This is a genomic window from Micromonospora sp. C51, from assembly GCF_018070435.1.
Taxonomy (GTDB): Bacteria; Actinomycetota; Actinomycetes; order Mycobacteriales; family Micromonosporaceae; genus Micromonospora; species Micromonospora sediminimaris.
Genome location: NZ_JAGPXQ010000025.1, coordinates 68,383 through 86,384, shown reverse-complemented (window position 1 = coordinate 86,384; position 18,002 = coordinate 68,383). Strand labels below are relative to the sequence as shown.

Annotated in this window: 16 protein-coding genes; 3 read left to right on the top strand and 13 right to left on the bottom strand. The window is 71.4% G+C overall.

Annotated features, from left to right (window positions below):
- Positions 1-114: 114 nt before the first annotated feature.
- From KBX50_RS22375 to KBX50_RS22350, 6 genes are read right to left on the bottom strand one after another with little or no spacing between them, the layout of a single operon-like run.
- Positions 115-1,353: an amidohydrolase family protein gene (locus KBX50_RS22375; protein ID WP_210939483.1), complete on the bottom strand. Its 1,239-nt coding sequence runs from the start codon at positions 1,351-1,353 to the stop codon at positions 115-117.
- A gap of 11 nt (positions 1,354-1,364) precedes the next feature.
- Positions 1,365-2,330, bottom strand: coding sequence for an ABC transporter ATP-binding protein (locus KBX50_RS22370; protein ID WP_210939481.1), 966 nt, complete (start codon positions 2,328-2,330; stop codon positions 1,365-1,367).
- Positions 2,327-3,307: an ABC transporter ATP-binding protein gene (locus KBX50_RS22365; protein ID WP_210939479.1), complete on the bottom strand. Its 981-nt coding sequence runs from the start codon at positions 3,305-3,307 to the stop codon at positions 2,327-2,329. Before KBX50_RS22365 ends, KBX50_RS22370 begins: the two co-directional genes overlap by 4 nt.
- A gap of 1 nt (position 3,308) precedes the next feature.
- Positions 3,309-4,226, bottom strand: a complete 918-nt coding sequence (locus tag KBX50_RS22360; RefSeq protein ID WP_210939477.1) for an ABC transporter permease — start codon at positions 4,224-4,226, stop codon at positions 3,309-3,311.
- Positions 4,223-5,308: an ABC transporter permease gene (locus tag KBX50_RS22355; RefSeq protein ID WP_210939475.1), complete on the bottom strand. Its 1,086-nt coding sequence runs from the start codon at positions 5,306-5,308 to the stop codon at positions 4,223-4,225. Before KBX50_RS22355 ends, KBX50_RS22360 begins: the two co-directional genes overlap by 4 nt.
- Before the next feature lie 10 nt (positions 5,309-5,318).
- Complete coding sequence (locus tag KBX50_RS22350) at positions 5,319-6,926, bottom strand: ABC transporter substrate-binding protein (protein WP_210939473.1); 1,608 nt, start codon at positions 6,924-6,926, stop codon at positions 5,319-5,321.
- A gap of 307 nt (positions 6,927-7,233) precedes the next feature.
- On the opposite strand from KBX50_RS22350, the gene KBX50_RS22345 reads away from it, so the two are divergent.
- On the top strand, positions 7,234-7,770 hold the full coding sequence (locus tag KBX50_RS22345) for a cupin domain-containing protein (RefSeq protein ID WP_093402122.1): 537 nt from the start codon (positions 7,234-7,236) through the stop codon (positions 7,768-7,770).
- 69 nt (positions 7,771-7,839) lie between these two features.
- The gene (locus tag KBX50_RS22340; protein ID WP_210939471.1) at positions 7,840-8,796 is read left to right on the top strand and encodes an acyltransferase domain-containing protein; all 957 of its coding nucleotides are present in this window, start codon (positions 7,840-7,842) and stop codon (positions 8,794-8,796) included.
- Here the strand turns inward: KBX50_RS22340 and KBX50_RS22335 are convergent.
- Together KBX50_RS22335 and KBX50_RS22330 are read right to left on the bottom strand one after the other, a co-directional pair.
- Positions 8,723-9,610, bottom strand: coding sequence for a DUF4184 family protein (locus KBX50_RS22335; RefSeq protein ID WP_210939469.1), 888 nt, complete (start codon positions 9,608-9,610; stop codon positions 8,723-8,725). The genes KBX50_RS22340 and KBX50_RS22335 overlap by 74 nt on opposite strands.
- A gap of 155 nt (positions 9,611-9,765) precedes the next feature.
- Entirely contained in the window at positions 9,766-11,094 is a 1,329-nt protein-coding gene (locus KBX50_RS22330) for a cellulose binding domain-containing protein (protein ID WP_210939467.1), read from the bottom strand.
- Between the two features lie 393 nt (positions 11,095-11,487).
- On the opposite strand from KBX50_RS22330, the gene KBX50_RS22325 reads away from it, so the two are divergent.
- Complete coding sequence (locus tag KBX50_RS22325) at positions 11,488-13,368, top strand: Xaa-Pro dipeptidyl-peptidase (protein ID WP_307871039.1); 1,881 nt, start codon at positions 11,488-11,490, stop codon at positions 13,366-13,368.
- Here the strand turns inward: KBX50_RS22325 and KBX50_RS22320 are convergent.
- The 5 genes from KBX50_RS22320 to KBX50_RS22300 all read right to left on the bottom strand — a co-directional run bounded on the left by KBX50_RS22320 (position 13,330) and on the right by KBX50_RS22300 (position 17,955).
- Positions 13,330-14,559, bottom strand: coding sequence for a low temperature requirement protein A (locus tag KBX50_RS22320; RefSeq protein WP_210939465.1), 1,230 nt, complete (start codon positions 14,557-14,559; stop codon positions 13,330-13,332). The genes KBX50_RS22325 and KBX50_RS22320 overlap by 39 nt on opposite strands.
- A 59-nt stretch (positions 14,560-14,618) precedes the next feature.
- Entirely contained in the window at positions 14,619-15,143 is a 525-nt protein-coding gene (locus tag KBX50_RS22315) for an NUDIX hydrolase (protein ID WP_210939464.1), read from the bottom strand.
- 87 nt (positions 15,144-15,230) lie between these two features.
- Positions 15,231-15,785 carry an AAA family ATPase gene (locus KBX50_RS22310; RefSeq protein ID WP_210939463.1) on the bottom strand — a complete coding sequence of 185 codons (555 nt, stop codon included), beginning with the start codon at positions 15,783-15,785 and terminating at the stop codon, positions 15,231-15,233.
- A gap of 80 nt (positions 15,786-15,865) precedes the next feature.
- Positions 15,866-16,747, bottom strand: a complete 882-nt coding sequence (locus tag KBX50_RS22305; RefSeq protein WP_210939462.1) for a hypothetical protein — start codon at positions 16,745-16,747, stop codon at positions 15,866-15,868.
- Entirely contained in the window at positions 16,744-17,955 is a 1,212-nt protein-coding gene (locus KBX50_RS22300) for an MFS transporter (RefSeq protein ID WP_210939461.1), read from the bottom strand. Before KBX50_RS22300 ends, KBX50_RS22305 begins: the two co-directional genes overlap by 4 nt.
- Positions 17,956-18,002 lie beyond the last annotated feature (47 nt).

Below are 18,002 nucleotides of genomic sequence, written 5' to 3'. Positions count from 1 at the left end.
CACTCAGGCCGTACTCGCACTCGCCCGCCGCCGAATCAACGTCCTGTGGGCACTCCTGCGTGACAGACGGTGCTACCAACCCGTACCGCCTGCCGCTATCGCGGCTTGACAACGTCATTGGGAGGTCCGGAGCCGGTGGCGGTCGTCGCGGTACACCACGCCGCCCTTCATGACCGCGTGCAGGGTGCGCAACGCGGAGACGGAACGGGTCGGGTCGTCCCGCAACACCAGCAGGTCGGCGTGCTTGCCGGCCTCGACGCTGCCGAGCGTGTCGGCCTGGTCGAGCCATTCGGCGGGCCGGATGGTGGCGGCTTTCAACGCGTCGGCGACCGGCATCCCGGCGTCCACCATGAACTCCAGCTCACGCACGGTCGCGCTGGTCTCGTCGTAGCCCGCGTGCGGCGGCATGTCACTGCCCAGTGCGATCGGCACCCCGTTGCGGATGGCGTGCTGGAGGCTCTCCCAGTGCCGGGGTCCGGCGGCCAGGGCCCGGTCCATCAACCAGCCGGGCACTCCGGAGTCACGGAAGAACTGTTCGCAGCGGCTCACCACGATGGTGGGCACGTACCAGACGCCCCGGTCGGCCATCAGGCGGGTGACCTCGTCGGTCAGCTCGTAGCCGTGTTCGACGCAGTCCAGGCCGAGTTCGACCGCCCGGCGTACGGTGTCGGCCGGGCCGGCGTGCGCGGTGACCTTGCGCCCCCAGTCGTGGGCGACCCGGATGACGGCGGCCATCTCGTCGTCGAGCAGCTGCGGTGTGTCGATCGCCTCGAACTGACCGGCGATCCCGCCGGAGATGCAGACTTTGATCAAATCGGCGCCGGCCCGGATCTGGGCCCGGGTGAGCCGCCGGAAGCCGTCGGCGCCGTCGGCCTCCAGGGCGTCGGCCTCCCAGCCGTGACCGCCGGTGCAGCACAGCGCGTGTCCGGCGGTGAAGATCCGGGGGCCGTCCACCGCGCCGGCCTCGATGCCCCGGCGCAGCGCGAAGTCGGCGTAGCGGCCCTCGCCGACCAGCCGGGCGGTGGTGACCCCGGCGTGCAGGGTGCGTCGGGCCGAGTCGGCCATCAGCAGCACCAGTTCGGCCAGGTTGGACCGGTGCACCGTGTCGGCGAGGTGACCGGGCAGCCCGAGGGAGAGGTGCACGTGCATGTTGGTCAGGCCGGGCATCACCACGTCGCCGCCGAGGTCGACCACGGATACGTCGCCGGCCTCGCCGAGCACGTCGTCGACGGCTGCCACGGCCTTGATCATCCCGTCGGCGCCGACCCAGACACCCCGGTCGGGCTGGAGGTGGTCGGCGACGCCGTCGTACAGCGCGAGGTTGACCAGGACCTGTTCGGTTGCGGTGTGCATTGACGACGTCCTCAGTTCGCGGGCACGGTGGCCGCGGCCACCGTGGGGTCGTTGAGCCAACAGGCGGCGCTGCGTCCGCCGAGGTCGAGGGTGGGTGGCTGGTCGCCGCAGGGAGCGAAGGCGTGCGGGCAGCGCGGCCGGAACCGGCAGCCGGTGGGGGCGTTCGCCGGGTCGGGCACCTCACCGGCCAGGGTGGCGGGCAACCGCGGGGTGGGGCCGATGCGGGGCACCGCGTCGATGAGCGCCCGGGTGTAGGGGTGCCGCGGGTTCCGCCACAGCTCCCGGGTGGGCGCGCTCTCCACGATGCGGCCCAGGTACATCACGGCGGTGATGTCGGCGATCTCGTGTACCAGGGCGAGGTCGTGGGAGATGAACAGCATGCCCATGTCGAGATCGCGGACCAGCCCGACGAGCAGGTTGACCACCTGTGCCTGGGACGAGGCGTCCAGTGCGGTGACCGGTTCGTCGGCGATGATCATGCGGGGTTGCGGGGCGAGTGCCCGGGCGATGGCGAGGCGTTGCCGCTGGCCGCCGGAGAACTGGTGCGGGTACCGCTCGGCGGCGGTGGTCGGCATGCCGACCCGGTCCAGCAGCTCGCGTACCCGGTCGCGGCGGGCCGCGCCGGTCACCGTCGCCGGGACGCCGTCGAGCAGTTGCGCGCCGATGGTGCGCCGGGGGTTCAACGAGGCGTACGGGTTCTGGAAGACCATCTGGAGGCCGATCTCGGTGTCCGGCCGGCGCCGCCAGCCCAGCGGCGTGACCGGCTGCCCGGCGAAGCGGACCACCCCGGCGCTCGGCGGGGTCAACCCCACGGCCACCCGGGCCAGCGACGACTTGCCGCAGCCGGACTCACCGACCAGGCCGACGATCTGCCCGGCCGCCACGTCCAGGCTGACCCCGGCGACCGCGAGCACCCGGCCCCGCCCGCGCGAACGGTACTCGACCTCGACGTCGCTGATGTCCAGCAGGCCGGTCATCGGGCTGTCACCTCCAGGTGCGGGCGGACCACACAGGCCACCGACCGGTCGGCAGCCACCGGAGCCAGGGGCGGTGGCACGATGCCGCAGGCCGGCTCGGCGTACCCGCAGCGGGGTTGGAACGGGCAGCCGGGCGGTGCCTCACCCGGCGCCGGCGGGGCGCCGGGGATGGGTCGTAGCGTGCCGACCGCCTGGGTGCCGTGCGGCCGGGCGCCGAGCAGCGCCGCAGTGTACGGGTGGGTGGGTGCGGTGAGCAGCGCCCCGGTGGGGCCGGTCTCCACCACGCGACCGGCGTAGAAGACGTAGCCACGGGTGGTCAACGCGCTGAGCACCCCCAGGTCGTGGGTGATGAAGGCGACGGCCAGCCCGGTCTCGGCGCGCAGCCGGTCGAGCAGGGCGAGGATGCCGGCCTGCACGGTGACGTCGAGGGCGGTGGTCGGCTCGTCGGCGATCAGCAGTCGGGGCCGGGCGGCCAGGGCGATGGCGATGGCCGCCCGTTGCCGCATGCCGCCGGAGAACTGGTGCGGATAGGCGCGCAGGGCCCGCTCCGGGTCGGGGATCCTGACCTGATCGAGCAGTTCCACCGCCCGGCGGGTCGCGGACCGCCGGTCCAGTCGCAGGTGCACCCGCATGTGTTCGGTGAGCTGACGGCCGACGGTGAGCATCGGGTGCAGGGCGGCGGTCGGGTCCTGGAAGACCATGGCGATGCCCGCGCCCCGGATCCGCTGCCAGCCATTGTTGTCCAGGCCGAGCAGGTCGGTGCCGGCGAACCGCGCCGTTCCGGTGACCTTGGCCCCCGCCGGCAGCAGGCCGAGCAGGGTCTGTGCGGTGAGGCTCTTGCCGCAGCCGCTCTCCCCGGCGATGCCGACGAGTTCACCCTCGTCGACGGTGAGCGACACGTCGTGCAGGATCGGCAGCGGCCCGCGCGGGCCGGGCAGGGTCACGGCGAGGGAGTCGACGTCGAGCAGCGGCGCCATCTCAGCGTCCCTTCGCGTAGCGGGGGTCGAGCCGGTCGCGCAACGCGTCACCGAGCACGTTGAAGGCCATCACGACGGTGAGGATGGCCAGGCCCGGGAAGACACTGACCCACCACATCGACAGGTCCTGGGAGCCGAGCGCGACCATCGAGCCCCACTCGGCGGCCGGTGGGCGGGGCCCCAGCCCCAGGAAGGAGAGCGCGGCGAGCAGCAGCACCGCGTTGCCGAGTTCCAGGGTGGCCAGCACGATCGCCGGGCCGATGCTGTTGGGCAGCACATCGCGGCGCAGCGCCTGGACCGGTCCGACGCCGAGCAGTCGGGCGGCGCTGAGGTAGTCGTCGCCGCGCATGCTGAGCACGGCGCTGCGGATGACCCGGGCGTAGACCGGCCAGGAGACGATGACCAGGGCCAGCACCGCGTTGCGGGTGTTCGGGCCGAAGGCGGCGGTGACCGCCATGGCCAGGATGATCTGCGGGAAGGCGAAGACCAGGTCGGTGAGCCGCATCAGCGCCTCGTCGGCGAACCGTCCCAGGTATCCGGCGACCAGCCCGAGCAGGCCGCCGACGAGCAGGGCCAGCGAGACGATGGCCAGGGCCAGCGGGATCGACAACCGCGCGCCGTGCACGACCCGGCTGAAGATGTCCCGGCCGAGGGAGTCGGTGCCGAACCAGTGCGCCGCCGACGGCGCCGCGTAGGTGTCGGCGCTCTGGGCGAGCGGATCGTAGGGGGCGACGAGCGGGGCGAGGATCGCCACCAGCAGCCAGCCGCCGAGAATGGTCAGCGCCACCACGGCGATCGGCTGTCGCCAGATCGGCCGGCCGGCCGAGCCGCCACGCAGCCGACCGAGCCATCGACGGCGGGTCAGCGCCCGGTCCACCTTCGGGTCGGGGGCCACCGGATCAGGTGCGGTCATCGTCATGACAGGCGGATCCTCGGGTCGATAAGCCCGTACAGCAGGTCGACGGTGAGGTTGACAAGCGTGTAGACCAGCGCCACGAACAGGCTGACACCGAGGATCGCGGGCAGGTCGAGGGCGGTGGCGCTGCGGTAGGCGTACTGGCCGACGCCCGGCCAGCCGAAGATGCTCTCCACCAGCACCGTCCCGGACAGCAGCGAGGCGAACGCCAGGCCGGAGACGGTGACCACCGGGACCAGGCCGGCGCGCAGCAGGTGCCGGCGCAGCACCACCCGGGCCGGCAGGCCCTTGGCGTACGCGGCCCGGATGTAGTCCTGCTGAAGCACCTCCAACATGGCGGAGCGGACAAAGCGGACCAGCAACGCCACCGTGAGCGAGGTCAGCACCAGCACCGGCAGGGTGAGGTGCTGGGCCGCGTCCCACGCCACGTCCCACTGACCGGCCAGTGCCGCGTCGACGGTGTACATGCCGGTGACGGTCGGCGGCGGGCTGAAGCCGGTGGAGAGCCGTCCACCGCTGGGCGCCAGCCCGAGTTGGTAGAAGAAGACGTAGAGCACCACGAGCGACAGCCAGAACGGCGGCGTGGAGAGCCCGAGCAGGGCGCCCACCCGCACGAGCTGGTCGGTGACCCGGCCGTTGCGGACGGCCGCGAGCATGCCGATCCCGGTGCCGATCACCAGCGCCAGCACCATGGTGGGGATGGCCAGTTCCAGGGTCGCCGGCACGTACCGGACCAGGTCGTCCAGGACCGCCCGACCGGTCTGCTGGGAGATACCCAGGTCACCGCGAAAGAGGTTGCCCAGGTAGTGCAGGTACTGCTGCCAGAGCGGCTGGTCCAGCCCCCACTTCTCGCGGAAGGCGGCCACCGTGGCCGGGTCGTTGAGCGCCTGGTCGGACAGGTTGGCGGTGACCGGGTCACCGGGCACCACGTTGACCAGCCCGAACGTCACCACGGTGACGCCCAGCAGCAGGCCGGCGGTGATCGCCAGCCGCTTGGCCAGGAAGGCCAGCAGCGGGTGGGACCGGCGGGGCCGGGGCGCGGTCGTGGTGACCGCGCCCGGCTCGCCGTTGTGGACGGTCGTCATGGTGCTCCGACTACCTGCGGCCGACCGCGGCGACGTCGACCTGCCAGCCGGCGGCGGAGTAGTCCGCGCCGGTCAGGTCGGCGGTCGCCACCACCGTGGAGGAGTTGCTGGCCAGCACGATGTACGGGGAGGACTGGTTCATCAGCCGCTGCCACTCCTGCATGGCGGTGGCCCGGGCCGCGAGGTCGAGGGTCTCGGTGACCTTCTCGCCGGCGGCGACGACCGCCGGGTCCGCCCGCTCGACGGTCCAGCCCGAGCGCAGCGCGGTGGCCTGTCCGGGTGCCATGTTGTTGATCAGTGAGTCGGCGACCGGGTAGTTGAGGCTCTGCGGGGTGAAGCCCAGCGGCGACTTGCCGCCGCGCATCTCGTCGAGGAAGGTGGTCAGCGGCTGCGGGTTCAACTCCAGCGTGATGCCGGCCTCGGCGGCGTCGCCCTGCACCTTGGTGGCGACGGTGCCCAGGTCCACGCCCTTGTACGTGATGGCCGGGTAGTTGAACTTGACCGTCGGGTTGGTCAGCCCGGCCTCGGCGAGCAGCGCCTTGGCCTTCGCCACGTCCCGGGTGGACGCCTCGCTCGCGGGCAGGGTGCCGGGGAAGGCCGGCGCGACCAGGCCGGCGCCGGGAGCGGCACCCTCGCCGTACAGCGCGGCGATGCCCTGGTAGTCGATGGCGGCACGCAGCGCCTGGTTGAACTTCGGATTCGCGGTCACCGCCGAGACCGCCGGGTCGGCGTTGAGGAAGAGGAAGTAGACGGTGTCCTGCACGCCGGAGGTTTGCAGGCTCTCCGGCAGGCCGTCGAGCAGCTTGCCGGAGATGTCCAGCGAGATCTCGGCGCTCTCGGCGCGTTGCATGGTCAGCTTCTGGGTCTGCACGTCCATGTTGCGCAGTACCACCCGCTCGAACTGCGGCTTGTCGCCCCAGTAGTTCGGGTTGGCCTCCAGCACCACCTGCGACTCCGGCTCGTACGACTTGAGCACGTACGGCCCGCTGCCGATCGAGTTGGTGTCGAGGTACTGCTGGGCGGTGTCGCCCTGCGCGGCGTCCGCGCCGTCCTTCGCACCGTTGTCCCGGGCGACCTCGGCGTTGAGCACACCGGTGGACGGCATCGCCAGCACCACCGGCACGTTCGGGTTCGGCGTGGCCGAGGTGACCACGACGGTGCTGTCGTCGGTCTTGCTGACGCTCAGCTCGCTCACGGTTACCGCCGGGCTGCCCTTGATGTTCTTCAGCCGGTTGAGGGAGAACACCACGTCGTCGGCGGTGAGTGGGCTGCCGTCGGCGAAGGTCACTCCGGAGCGCAGCTTGAAGGTGAAGGTTTTCGCGTCCGGGGACGCCTCGTACGACTCGGCCAGCGCCGGGACGGGGGTACCGACGTCGGAGCCTTCGAAGGTGAGCAAGGTGTCGTAGAGGGCGTGCACGGCGGTCAGGCCGGTGGCTTCGTAGACGCGACCAGGGTCGAGGGTCTTGAGCACGAACGACGTGTTGACGGTGAGGGTCTTGGCCTCGCCGCCGTTCGCGTTGCCACCGCTGCCGCCGGCCGTGCAGGCGGTGGTGGAGATGATGGCCAGCGTCGCCAGAGCGAGCGCTCCGGCGCGGAGCCGGCGGGGGGACACCGACATGCTGTTCCTACCTTCGTATGGCGCGACCCGCTGCGCGGGACCGCGGGGCATCGACGTCCGGCGGCACCACCACCGGCCGGGCCCAGACGGCCAATGCCGGTGTTCCGGGTTCTCGGGGTGCGTCGGGTTCTCGGGGTGCGTCGTCGCAGGGTTGGATGTAGCCGGACTAGCATTCGTCCGGTTCATGTCTGGACGCGGCGTGTCCACCAGTACCAAACAACGCCGCCCTCGTGTTTGACCACCCTAAACACGGCCGTGTAGCTTGGTCAAACATTTTTAGCCACACTGTTATCGGATCGAGGTTCACATGCTCGGTGACCGGCTCCGCGTCCTGCGCCAGCAGCACTCCCTCACGCTGCGGCAGCTCGCCACAGCCGCCGACGTGTCACCCGCCCTGCTGAGTCAGATCGAGAACGGGGCGACCGATCCGAGCCTGGCCACCCTGCGCAAGCTCGCGCAGGTGTTCGACACCTCGATCGCCGAACTGTTCTCCGAGCCGGAGGCACCGGCGGTGCACATCAGCCGGGCCGGCAGCCGCAGCCTGCTCACCGCTCCCCCGGGCCAGATAACCTACGAGCGCCTCACCCCGGGGCGCGGCGATCTGGAGGTGCTCCAGGCCCATCTCGCCCCGGGCGACGCCAGCTCGGCCGAGCCGTGGGCGCACCCCTCGACCGAGTGCGCCATCGTCATCAGCGGCGAGGTGGTCGCCGACATCGGCGGCGAGGCGTACACCCTCACCGCCGGTGAGGCCGTCACCTTCGACTCACGCCTGGCCCACCTCTACCGCAACGCCAGTGACCAGCCGGCCCACCTGATCATCGCGGTCACGCCACCCAACCCCTGAGCGGGCTGCGGGTCGTCGCGGGGCCCGGGCCCTGTTGCGGCGGCCGCACCGGTCGCTACTGTCGTCCGCGTGAATCTGGACGACATCGCCACCCGGCTCGGCGTGCCCGTCGAGGACATCGACCGTGTGCACCGGCTGGCCGGCGAGCACCCGTCGGCTCCGGTGCCCGCCAGAGCCGACGCGCCCGCGCTGCTCGACCGGCTCGCCGTACGACCGGACGACGCCGCCGAGATCATGGCGGGCTGGCCCGACCCCGACTCCACGCAGTGGACCACGGAGCTGCGCTGGCTGCTCGACCGCTCGATCGCCCTGGTCCGCGCGGATCTCGGGGGTCACGGATGGCTGCCGCCCGGTCCGGCGCTGCCGCGCGAGCGGGGCCCCGCCTGGCGGCACCTCTACGTCTACACGTACCTGGCCCTGGTCGACGTGGTCAGGGGTTACCACCGTGACCACGGTGTTCCCGACGCCGTCTCCTGGGTGACCCTCGCTGACCTGGGTCGCAACCTCGCGATCGACCGGCGGATGAATCGCGAGGGCTGGTCGGTCATGCAGAGCTGGCTGACGCTGCACTCGCGCGGCGCGGTCTACGAGTTGGGTCGGCTTCAGCACCATCGCGGCGGCGCCGCCATCGACCTGCACATCCCCGACTCGGGGTCGCTGACCCCGGAAGCGGTCGAGGCGTCCCTCGACGAGGCACGGGTGTTCTTCCCGCGCCACTTCCCCGACGAGCACTACACGTCGTTCGCCTGCGGTTCGTGGCTGCTCGACCCGCAGCTGCGGGAGTACCTGCCCGAGGAATCCAACATCGTCCGCTTCCAGCGACGTTTCGAGCTGGAGCCCTATCAGGAACCGGAAGGACTCGACGCCGACGTCGAAGTGGTGCGGTTCGTGTTCCGTACCCTGACCACACCGCTGGACCAACTGCCGCGCGACACCGCGCTGCAACGCGCCGTCATCGACCATCTGAAGGCTGGCCGCCACTGGCAGTGGCGCCGCGGACACTTCCCGATCGAGCCGGTCCGCTGACCGCGGCGGGTCGGCTGGTGCTGGTGCTGCCTGCGCTGCCGCTGTCACCTGGCGCGCCCGGGTAACCCGCACCCGAGCGCTGGGACCGGATCCGGACGGCGATGGCGCCGGCGAGCAGGGCCAGACCAGCGACGTGCAGCGACCGGACGATGGTCGCGGCGAGGATGGTTGCACCGGGCAGCAGCGGCACGAGCGCCACTCCGGCGGCGGACACCAGCGCGGCGACGCTCCAGAACAGCGCCGGACGCCGAAACGACGGTGCGACCCGACCGACGCCGGCCTTCGCCGCCTCCCGCCGGCCGAGGCGCACGGCAAGTACGACGACGAGCACACCACCGACAAGGGTGCTCGTCAGATCCGAGACCGTCCACCAGGCGACGTCCGTAACGCTCGACCATTGGAGACCGAACACCACTCGAAGCCAGCCGTCGGTGTGGGTCAGCCAGTCCCAGCCGAGGTGGCTCGCCGCGCCGAGGAGCGCCGAGCTGATCGTGATCCACCAGCGGTGCGACCACCGGGCCAGGGAATCGTGCCCACTCCAGCCGAACCAACGCTCGCCGGGCAGGTGGGCCAGGGTGGCGTCGGCGCAGGACCGGAAGACCGCCGCGTACGCCAGCGCCACCGGCAGGCACCACCAGAGCAGCGCCGGCCAGGAATGGGTGTCGGCGAAACTTCGGCCGGTCGGGCCGGTCGCCAGATAGGCGACGTCCGGCGACATCGCGCCGGTGCTCAACGCCACACCGTCGAACCACCGTGGCCGCCACCACTTGAGCGCCAGCACCGGCGCGAGATGCGAAGGGAAGGTCAGCGGCACGGTGCGGAGCATAGGGCTTTGTCGTCCGGGTCATCTTCGGCGCGAGACCGGCTCGGCACGACGGATCGACGGCGGGTGCCGATTCGCGGGTGCGCAGGCAGGGGCCGGGCGCGGACCCCGGGTGGGATCCACGCCCGGACCAACCAACCACAGGATCAGCTGACGGTGCAGGTCGCGCCGTTGAGGGTGAACGAACTCGGCTCGGCGGTGTTGCCGGTGTGGGTGGCCTGGAAGCCGATGCCGACCGACGCGTTCGGGGCGAGGGTGCCGTTGTACGACATGTTCCGCGCGGTCACCTGCCCGGAGGTCGGTGAGTAACTCGCGTTCCAGCCGCCGGTGATGGTCTGCCCGCCGGGCAGCGTGAAGACCAGCGACCAACCGTTGATGGTGGAGCTGCCGGTGTTGGTGATGGTGATCTGTTCGGTCAGCCCGTTGTTCCAGGCATTGACCTCGGCGGCGACCCGGCACGCCCCACCACCGGGCGGCGGCGTCGTCGGGCTCGGGGGTGGCGTGGTGGGGTTCGGCGGCGGGGTGGTCGGGTTCGGCGGTGGGGTGGTGCCGCTGCCGAACTGGGTGAAGAAGCGCCAGGTCTCGCCCGGCAGCCAGGTCCGGGAGCCGCTGTCACCGGGTGCGCCGTCCTGCGGTGCGGCGATGTGTCCCTCGTCGAACGCCGCCCAGACCACCGGATAGCCGGATGCGCAGCCGGAGTAGGTGGTGCTGCGGTGGGTGAGGCTGCCCTGCGACGGTTCCGGCGGATTCTGCGCGGTGCAGCCGTTGTTGCGGACGAACCGGTCCCGCAGTGACCGCCCGTTGGAGATGTTCAGCACGCTGTCGCGGATGCCGTGTGCCCCGAAGTAGGCGACCGGCTGGGTGCCGCCGCTGCATCCACTCAGCTGCGCACCACCGTAGACGGCGACGGCGCGGAAGATGTTCGGCCGGGCGCAGGCGACGGCGTAGCTCATGGCGCCGCCGTAGCTGAACCCGAGCGCGAAGCGCTGGGTGGTCTCGACGCAGAGGTCGCCCTCGATCTGACGGAGCATGTCGTCGACGAACGTGACGTCTTCGCCGCCGGAGTTGGCCCAGCCGCTGTTGAGGCCCTGCGGCGCGACGAAGATGGTGCTGTTGTTCGACAGCGGCAACAGTCCGTAGTAGGCCCAGGTGTCGCGCTGCACGGTCTGGCCGGTGGCGACGTCGGTCGCCGAGCCGTTGAGCCAGTGGAACCCGAACACCAGTCGGTACGGGTGGTTGTTGTTGTAGTTGTCCGGCACCCGCAGGATGTAGCTGCGGTTCTTGCCGCTGCTCTGGATGGTGTGCGTGCCGCTGCGCAGCGTGGGCGCCTTGCCGCAGCCGGCGGTCGCGGCCAGAATGCCCGACTGGGCGGCCGGGACGCTGCCGGGGTTCGCGCTCAGCGTCGTACCGGCGGCGGCCAGCACCATCAGGGCCGCGAGCGCGACCGGTCCGAGAATCGATTTACGCCTGGACATCGTGACTCCATTCCGCGCCCGCTGTGGACGCGCGGCGGTACGGCGCATCGCCTTGGTGGCGGCGCCGGGGACGGCCGGCGTACCGCGGGGTATGCGCCTGGGTACGGTGCGACACCGGCTCGGGCTGTCAGATCAGGTGGGCGGCCCGGAGCGGCGATGCTCGGCGTGTGCCACGGCTCCCGCGACGTACCGTCAGCCGCCCTGGACCGGCGGCGTGAACCCGTCCCGCACGGGGCCCGCAGTACCCGTCAGCCGGCGCAACGCGCCTCGGCTCGCCTGGTCTCCGACCGGGCGGGGGACGTCGGAGCGTGCCCTTCGCTCCTGCCTCCGAAACGTAGTCAGTGAGCGATAACATCGCAAGGTGTAAATGTCTAAACTCCGAAGGGAGACGCCGTGCGTCGGTCCCCCTACCTGCTGGCACTGCTCGGCATCGGTCTGTCCGGCACGCTGGCGCTGCACGCGGCTCCGGCGGCGGCGCGGACCGCACCCACCGCCACACCGGGCATCGTGGTCGTCGATGGCATGACCCAACCGGTGTTCTCGCTCGCCGACGCGATCGAGGAGCGGGTCTACGTTCAGACCACTGTGGACACCGACCACGACGGCCGCCTCGACCGGGTGGCGATCGACATATCCCGGCCTCGGGAGACCGCCACCGAGGGATTCAAGGTGCCGGTCATCTTCGAGCACAGCCCGTACCGCAAGGACGTCTGGTACGACGTGCCCTACCCCAGCGTGCTGGTGGACGAGCTGCCGCAGAACGGCGTCGAGCGCCGGTCCGGCCGACGGACGTCCGACCTGACGGTGCAGCGGGCGGTGACGAAGGCCAACCTGCCCGGCTCACTCGACGACTACTACGTGCCCCGGGGCTACGCGGTGGTGCTCGGGCAGAGCGTCGGCACCGGCGATTCCGACGGCTGCCCGACCAGCGGCGACCGGGCCGAGACGCTCGGCACCCGGGCGGTGATCGACTGGCTGAACGGGCGGGCGAAGGGCTACGACGCGGCCGGCACGCCGGTCACCGCCGGCTGGACCACCGGGGCCGTCGGCATGACCGGTGTCTCCTACAACGGCACCCTGCCCAACCAGGTGGCCACCACCGGCGTCCCGGGGCTGCGGACCATCGTGCCCGTGGCCGCCATCAGCAGTTGGTACGACTACTACCGCGCCAACGGCCTGGTGGTGGCACCGGGGACGTACCAGGGTGAGGACACCGACGTGCTGGCCGGGTTCACGGCCGGTCGGACCCGGGCCGAAGGTCGCTGCGCCGATGAGATCGCGGAGCTGACCGCGCGGCAGGACCGGGTCACCGGTGACTATTCGGCGTTCTGGCGCGACCGCGATTACCTTGACGCGCGGAAGGTGCGGGCCAGCGTGCTCGTCGTGCACGGCCTCAACGACTGGAACGTCAAGACCGAGCACTTCGCCGGATGGTGGGCCGAGTTGGCCCGGCACCGCGTACCGCGCAAGATCTGGCTGCACCAGGGCGGGCACGGTGGCCCGGGCAACGCCGCGTCGGTGACCCTGCCGGACGGCCGGACCTGGACGTGGAAGCAGACCGAGAACCGCTGGTTCGACCACTGGCTGTGGCAGGTGCCCAACGGGATCATGGACGAACCGACGGCCGTGGTGCAGCGCGAGGACGATGCGTACACGACGTACGCCAACTGGCCCGATCCGGGCAGTCGGGAGGTCGCGCTGCGGCTGGCCGCCACCGAGGCCACCACGGTCGGCACGCTCACCTCCGCCCTGGCGCCGAAGCGCGCCGTCGAGCAACGCTTCGTCGACGAGGGGCGCACCATCCACCCGGACACCCTGGTCGCCGACCCGGAAACGGCCAGCCCGCACCGGTTGGCCTACCTGTCTCCCACGCTGCCCCGCGACGTCCGCGTGTCCGGCCGTCCGGAGCTGCGGCTGCGGCTGGCGATCGACAACAAGCCGGACGCGAACCTCACCGCCTACCTGGTCGACTACGGGCCGGCCGGCTCGACCGCCGCAGCGACGGTGGTGACCCGCGGCTGGATGGACCCGCAGAACCGCCGGAGCGTCTCGCGCACCTACCCGCTGCGCCAGGGCAAGCTGTACGACCTGCGGTGGACCCTGGAGCCCAAGGATCACGTCTTCCCGGCGGGCCACCGGATCGGTCTGGTGATCTTCTCCAGCGATCAGGATTACACCCTGCTTCCGCTGGGCGGCACGCGGCTACGAGTCGCACCGCACCACAGTGAGCTGCACCTACCGGTGGTCGGCGGAAGGACCGCCCTCGGCTTCTGATACGAAAGGGTGGGCGGCACGACCGGCGCCGAAGACACGTTCGTAGCCGACGAGCACCACGAGGAAGGTGGCGAGCAGGCCGAGAGCGGCCAGGCCGGGCAGGTACCGTCCGGCCGGCAGCAGGGCCAGGGCCACCACGGGCGCGAGCAGTTGCGCCGGCGACACCGATCGGACGCTGAGCCCACGGAACAGCACCTCGCCCGCGAGATACAGCGCGACCCCGCCGAACAGCGCGACGGCCGAGATCCAGGCCAGGCCCGCCTCGGCGGCGTGCCAGGGCCGATGACGCGCCAGCGGGGCGATCACCTCGTGGATGCCGAGCGCCAGGTAGATCGTTCCGGCGACCAACGCGAAATGCCCGCCGCTGTAGGCGTTGGCCGCGAGCCGGTCGCGTCGCGGCCCGCGCTCGGTCATCAGCACCTCACCCGCCGCCTCCGAGTTCAGCATGTAGAGCCGAAACAGGCAGACCGTGACGACGAGCGTGAACAGCGTGGCCAGCACGGTCGGCACGTTGATCATTTCGGATCCGATGCCGGCGCCGACCGAGATCAACGTCTCGCCGAGCGCGATGATCACCACGAGGGCGTGCCGTTCGACGAAGTGCTCCGAACTGTGCAACGGCCACCCGCTCAGCATGGAGGCGACCAGTCCGCCGGCGAAGTCGACCGCGACCGCCGCCGTCCAGAGCAGCAACTGCGCGTCACCGCCGAAGACGGCACCGAGGACCAGTGGGATCCAGGACAGCGCGGTGGTCACGGTGTAGATGCGCAACGTGCGGTGCAGCCGCCGGTCGCCCTCGGCCGCCCGGCGATAGAGCGCCAGGTGGACCGCCCGCACCACGAGGTACGACAGCACCAGGATCAGACGCGAAGCCAAACTCGGTTCCCATACGTTCGGGATGACCACGGCGATGAGAAAGATCGGCCCCATGACGGCGGTGGTGCCGGCCCGGATCAGCCCGATGTCGGCACGGGCCTGGTTGCCCAGCCAGGAGTAGATCAGCCAGGAGATCCACAGCAGCAGCAGGACGACCAGGCCCTTGAGCAGGGTCAGTGGCGAGGGGTGATCAGCCATGTAGGCGGTGATCCGGGTCAGCGCGAAGACGAACACCAGATCGAAGAAGATCTCGTACCGCGTCGTCCGATGCGTCTCCGTGGTCGTCTCGACGCGCCCTCGGAGGAACCGCCCCATGTGCCCATCTTCATCGTTGCGACCGCCGTCGTCCCGACGATTGGCCAAGCTCGACCCGGCTAGTGCGGCACCTGCCGCAGAAAGTGATCAAGGGTGACCCGCCCGTCGGGGACGAACGGCCAGGACGGGTCGGCGAGCCGGGCGACCAGCTCGGCCAGGTCAAGCCACCAGCCCTCGGCGACCTCGCTGGGTTGATGCACCACCGGGCCGCAGCGGTGCCGCTGGTAGCGGGCCTCGAAGACGTACGCGAGGTAGTTGGTGCGCGTATCGGCGTACCAGTACCGCAGGCAGGGCCGGATCTCGCAGTTCGTGACGCCCAGTTCCTCGGTGAGTTCCCGGGCAGCCGCCTCGGACGGATCCTCGCCGGCCAGCACGACACCTCCGGCGAAGGCGTCGTGCATGCCCGGATAGACGTCCTTCGTGTCGGTACGGCGGTGGACGTATACGCGGTCCTGCTCGTCCCGCAGCAGCACCGCCGTCGCGGCGTGCGGCAGGTTGCCGGCCCGTACGGCACTGCGTGGCGCGGTGCCGGTGACGGTTCCCGAGATGTCACCTTCCAGGTAGAGCGCCACGAGTTCGTCCATCCGCCCACCGTAGCGCCGGTCGGGTCCGTCCCGCCGCGGCGGTGATCCCCTGGCTGGGACGCCACCGCAGCCGCCGTACGCCGACCGTCACCGGGACGGCGTGCCGTCCAGCCAGCGTTCGAGGGCCTCCGGAGTTTCGAACAGCAGCACCGGCGGCCCGCTCGGGTCGGCGTGCCAGGCCCGTAGTCGACGCCGTTCCCGGCCGAACTCGGTGAGGTGCCACACCAGGACCGACTCGGTGGACAGCACGCTGCCCAGCGACTCACGGTTGCCGTTGCAGATCTCCTCCCCGGTCGACAGCCGGCGCAGCGTACGCCGCAGCAACCAACGGAAGGACAGCCCGCGCGGGTAGTCCAGACCGATGACCAGGTCCGCGCGGGCCAACGGCACGTCCCGCCAGCCGTGGTACGCCCCGTCGAGAATCCAGCGGTCCCGGCCGCAGATCGCCTCGATCCGGCTGCGTTGCCGCGCCACCGGCACCTCGACCCAGTTGGGCTCCCAGAGCAGGTCGTCGACCGGGTACCAGGGCAGCCCGAGCCGCTCTGACAGCCGCTGTGCGAGGGTGGACTTGCCGGAGCCGTGGACGCCGTAGACCAGGATGCGCGACAGCGTTCCTGCGTTTCCCGCGTGCCGCTTGCTCATCGCGCGGCAGCCTAGCCGGCCGCCGCCACCAGCCCGCCGGACAGTCCGGGCGGCCGGTCGACGGCCGCCCGGAGCCGGGATCAGCGGTTGGTGGCCAGGTCGCCGCAGTCGGTCTCGTCGGGCAGCAGCGGTCGCAGGGCCACCGTCCACCGCTTGCCGTCCGAGACCCACGGGGTGGCTGCGTTCGCCGCCGCCGCAGCGGTGAGCACCTGCTTCGCCTCGTCACCGGTCGCCGTGACACAACCCAGACCCAGGCCCTCACCGAGTTCGGCACCCGGCAGCGCCGGCCCGGGCCAGGCCACCTCGGGCTGCTCGCCGGCGTCGGCGTTGGCGACCCAGGGCTCGGCCACGGCGGCGACGGCGGTCGGCACGTACGGCTGCGTGTCCGTCGGTGCGGCGGCGAGCGGACCGGATCCGGCGGTCAGCGAGTCGGCGAACTCCCGCAGGGTGTCCCGCTTCGCCCGCTGGTCGGCGGTGAGCCCGGTCTGCGCCCCGCCGGACTCGGCCAAGGCATAGACCTCCAGTTCCTCGACGCCATTGTCACCGAGGATCGTGAAGCGCGTCGTGGGCGCGTCGGCGACCGGCGGCGTGCCGAGGTCCGCCGGGCCGCCCACCCCGGCGGCGCGGGCCGCCTTGAGCAGTTCCGCCACCTCGGTGGCGCTGATCGTGCCCACCTGAAGGTTGGGCAGCGCCGGACCGGGATAGATCAACGGCACCGGCCCCTGGGTGATCACGCGGCCGTCACCGTAGACGCTGACCGTGGGCAGGCGGGTGGCCAGCATGGCCGGCGTGACGAACCCCCCGGTGTGCTCCATCCGGAACACGACCGCGTCCGCGGAGTAGGACCGCTCGGGTGAGTCCGCCTCTCCCGGCCCGGTGCCACCGGCCTGCTGGCCGCAGGCCGCGGACGTCAGCAACAGCAGAGGGACGACCGCGAGTCGCCCGCTTCGACGAATGCTCATGCCGATCGGACGTCGGCGGGCGCCGGTCGGTTGCATCCGACCGGCGGCGGCGCGGTCCGCCGCAGGCCCCGGGTCAGCAGCAGCGTCGTGACCAGCGACAATCCGGCCATCACGGCCACCGCACGGTGGGTCGGCAGCAGGTCGGCGACCGAGCCGGCCAGCGCCGCGAACACCGCCTGACCGGCCAGCATTCCGTTCTGTTGCAGGCCCAGCACCTGGCCCCGGGTCTCCGGCGGTGAGCAGGCGATCAGCCGCTCCTGCAACGGCAACGAGACCGCGAACCCGACCGAGGCGACCAGGGCGAGCAGCATCGCCAGCGGCAGTTCCGGACGGATGAGGAAGACCAGGTAGGGCACGGGAAGCAGCAGCCGCAGCGGCAACACGTACCGCTGCCGCGCCGCGACCGGCAGAAACCGCCCCACCAGCACGTCGCCGGCGAGCATGCCCAGGGCACCGGCGGCGAAGAGGAAACCGGCCCGGTCCCCCGCGTACGGCAGGAACAGCGCCTCACAGCCGACGACCAGTCCGTTGGGCAGCCACAGGTTCAGATACAGCGACCGGCGTCCCGGGTCCGACCACAGCTCCCGGTTGATCCGCATGGTGCGGGCGGTCGAGGTCCGCTCACCGGCCCGCGCCGGCCGCTCCCGCAACCCGAACCAGGTGACCGCCACGGCCAGCGCGCGTAGCGCGGCAGCGGCCAGGAACACCTGGTAGGGACTCAACCAGACCAGCAGCAGACCGCCCGCCCCGAAGCCGGCGATCTGCATGACGCCGACGCTCACGTTCATCGTGGACCGGCCCAGCACGTACGCGTCGGCCGGCAGAATGTCATTGATCAACGCCCAGCGGGCACCGCCGGTGACCGACCCGACGTACGCCACGAGCAGGATCACGACGAAGCGCACCGACAGCGGCAGATCGGGCACGGCCTGGAGCACCGCACCGGCGAGGCCGACCAGCGCGGCCAGGGTCAGCGCCCGGCGCGGCGGCAGGCTGTCGGCCGCCGAGAGCAGCGTCAGGCTGCCGAACACGCTGGCCAGCGGCGCGCCGAACATGCTCAGCGCGGTGAGCAGTGCCGAACCGGTCACGGCGTAGGTAAGCGAACCGAGGGCCAGCGCCGACGTGGTGTGCGCCGCGATGCCGGCGCAGTTGGCCACGAAGAGGTTGCGGAATTCGGTCACGGCGAACAGTTCCGAGTACGTCCTCACGCCGACGATCGTCGGGGCGTCGACGCGGGCGGCGTAGAGTTACGGCT

What these genes read in the sequence shown, in the direction of transcription:
- KBX50_RS22375 (WP_210939483.1), bottom strand. Translation starts at nt 1,353, where the DNA reads ATGCACACCGCAACCGAACAGGTCCTGGTCAACCTCGCGCTGTACGAC.
- KBX50_RS22370 (WP_210939481.1), bottom strand. Translation starts at nt 2,330, where the DNA reads ATGACCGGCCTGCTGGACATCAGCGACGTCGAGGTCGAGTACCGTTCG.
- KBX50_RS22365 (WP_210939479.1), bottom strand. Translation starts at nt 3,307, where the DNA reads ATGGCGCCGCTGCTCGACGTCGACTCCCTCGCCGTGACCCTGCCCGGC.
- KBX50_RS22360 (WP_210939477.1), bottom strand. Translation starts at nt 4,226, where the DNA reads ATGACGATGACCGCACCTGATCCGGTGGCCCCCGACCCGAAGGTGGAC.
- KBX50_RS22355 (WP_210939475.1), bottom strand. Translation starts at nt 5,308, where the DNA reads ATGACGACCGTCCACAACGGCGAGCCGGGCGCGGTCACCACGACCGCG.
- KBX50_RS22350 (WP_210939473.1), bottom strand. Translation starts at nt 6,926, where the DNA reads ATGTCGGTGTCCCCCCGCCGGCTCCGCGCCGGAGCGCTCGCTCTGGCG.
- KBX50_RS22345 (WP_093402122.1), top strand. Translation starts at nt 7,234, where the DNA reads ATGCTCGGTGACCGGCTCCGCGTCCTGCGCCAGCAGCACTCCCTCACG.
- KBX50_RS22330 (WP_210939467.1), bottom strand. Translation starts at nt 11,094, where the DNA reads ATGTCCAGGCGTAAATCGATTCTCGGACCGGTCGCGCTCGCGGCCCTG.
- KBX50_RS22320 (WP_210939465.1), bottom strand. Translation starts at nt 14,559, where the DNA reads ATGGGGCGGTTCCTCCGAGGGCGCGTCGAGACGACCACGGAGACGCAT.
- KBX50_RS22315 (WP_210939464.1), bottom strand. Translation starts at nt 15,143, where the DNA reads ATGGACGAACTCGTGGCGCTCTACCTGGAAGGTGACATCTCGGGAACC.
- KBX50_RS22310 (WP_210939463.1), bottom strand. Translation starts at nt 15,785, where the DNA reads ATGAGCAAGCGGCACGCGGGAAACGCAGGAACGCTGTCGCGCATCCTG.
- KBX50_RS22305 (WP_210939462.1), bottom strand. Translation starts at nt 16,747, where the DNA reads ATGAGCATTCGTCGAAGCGGGCGACTCGCGGTCGTCCCTCTGCTGTTG.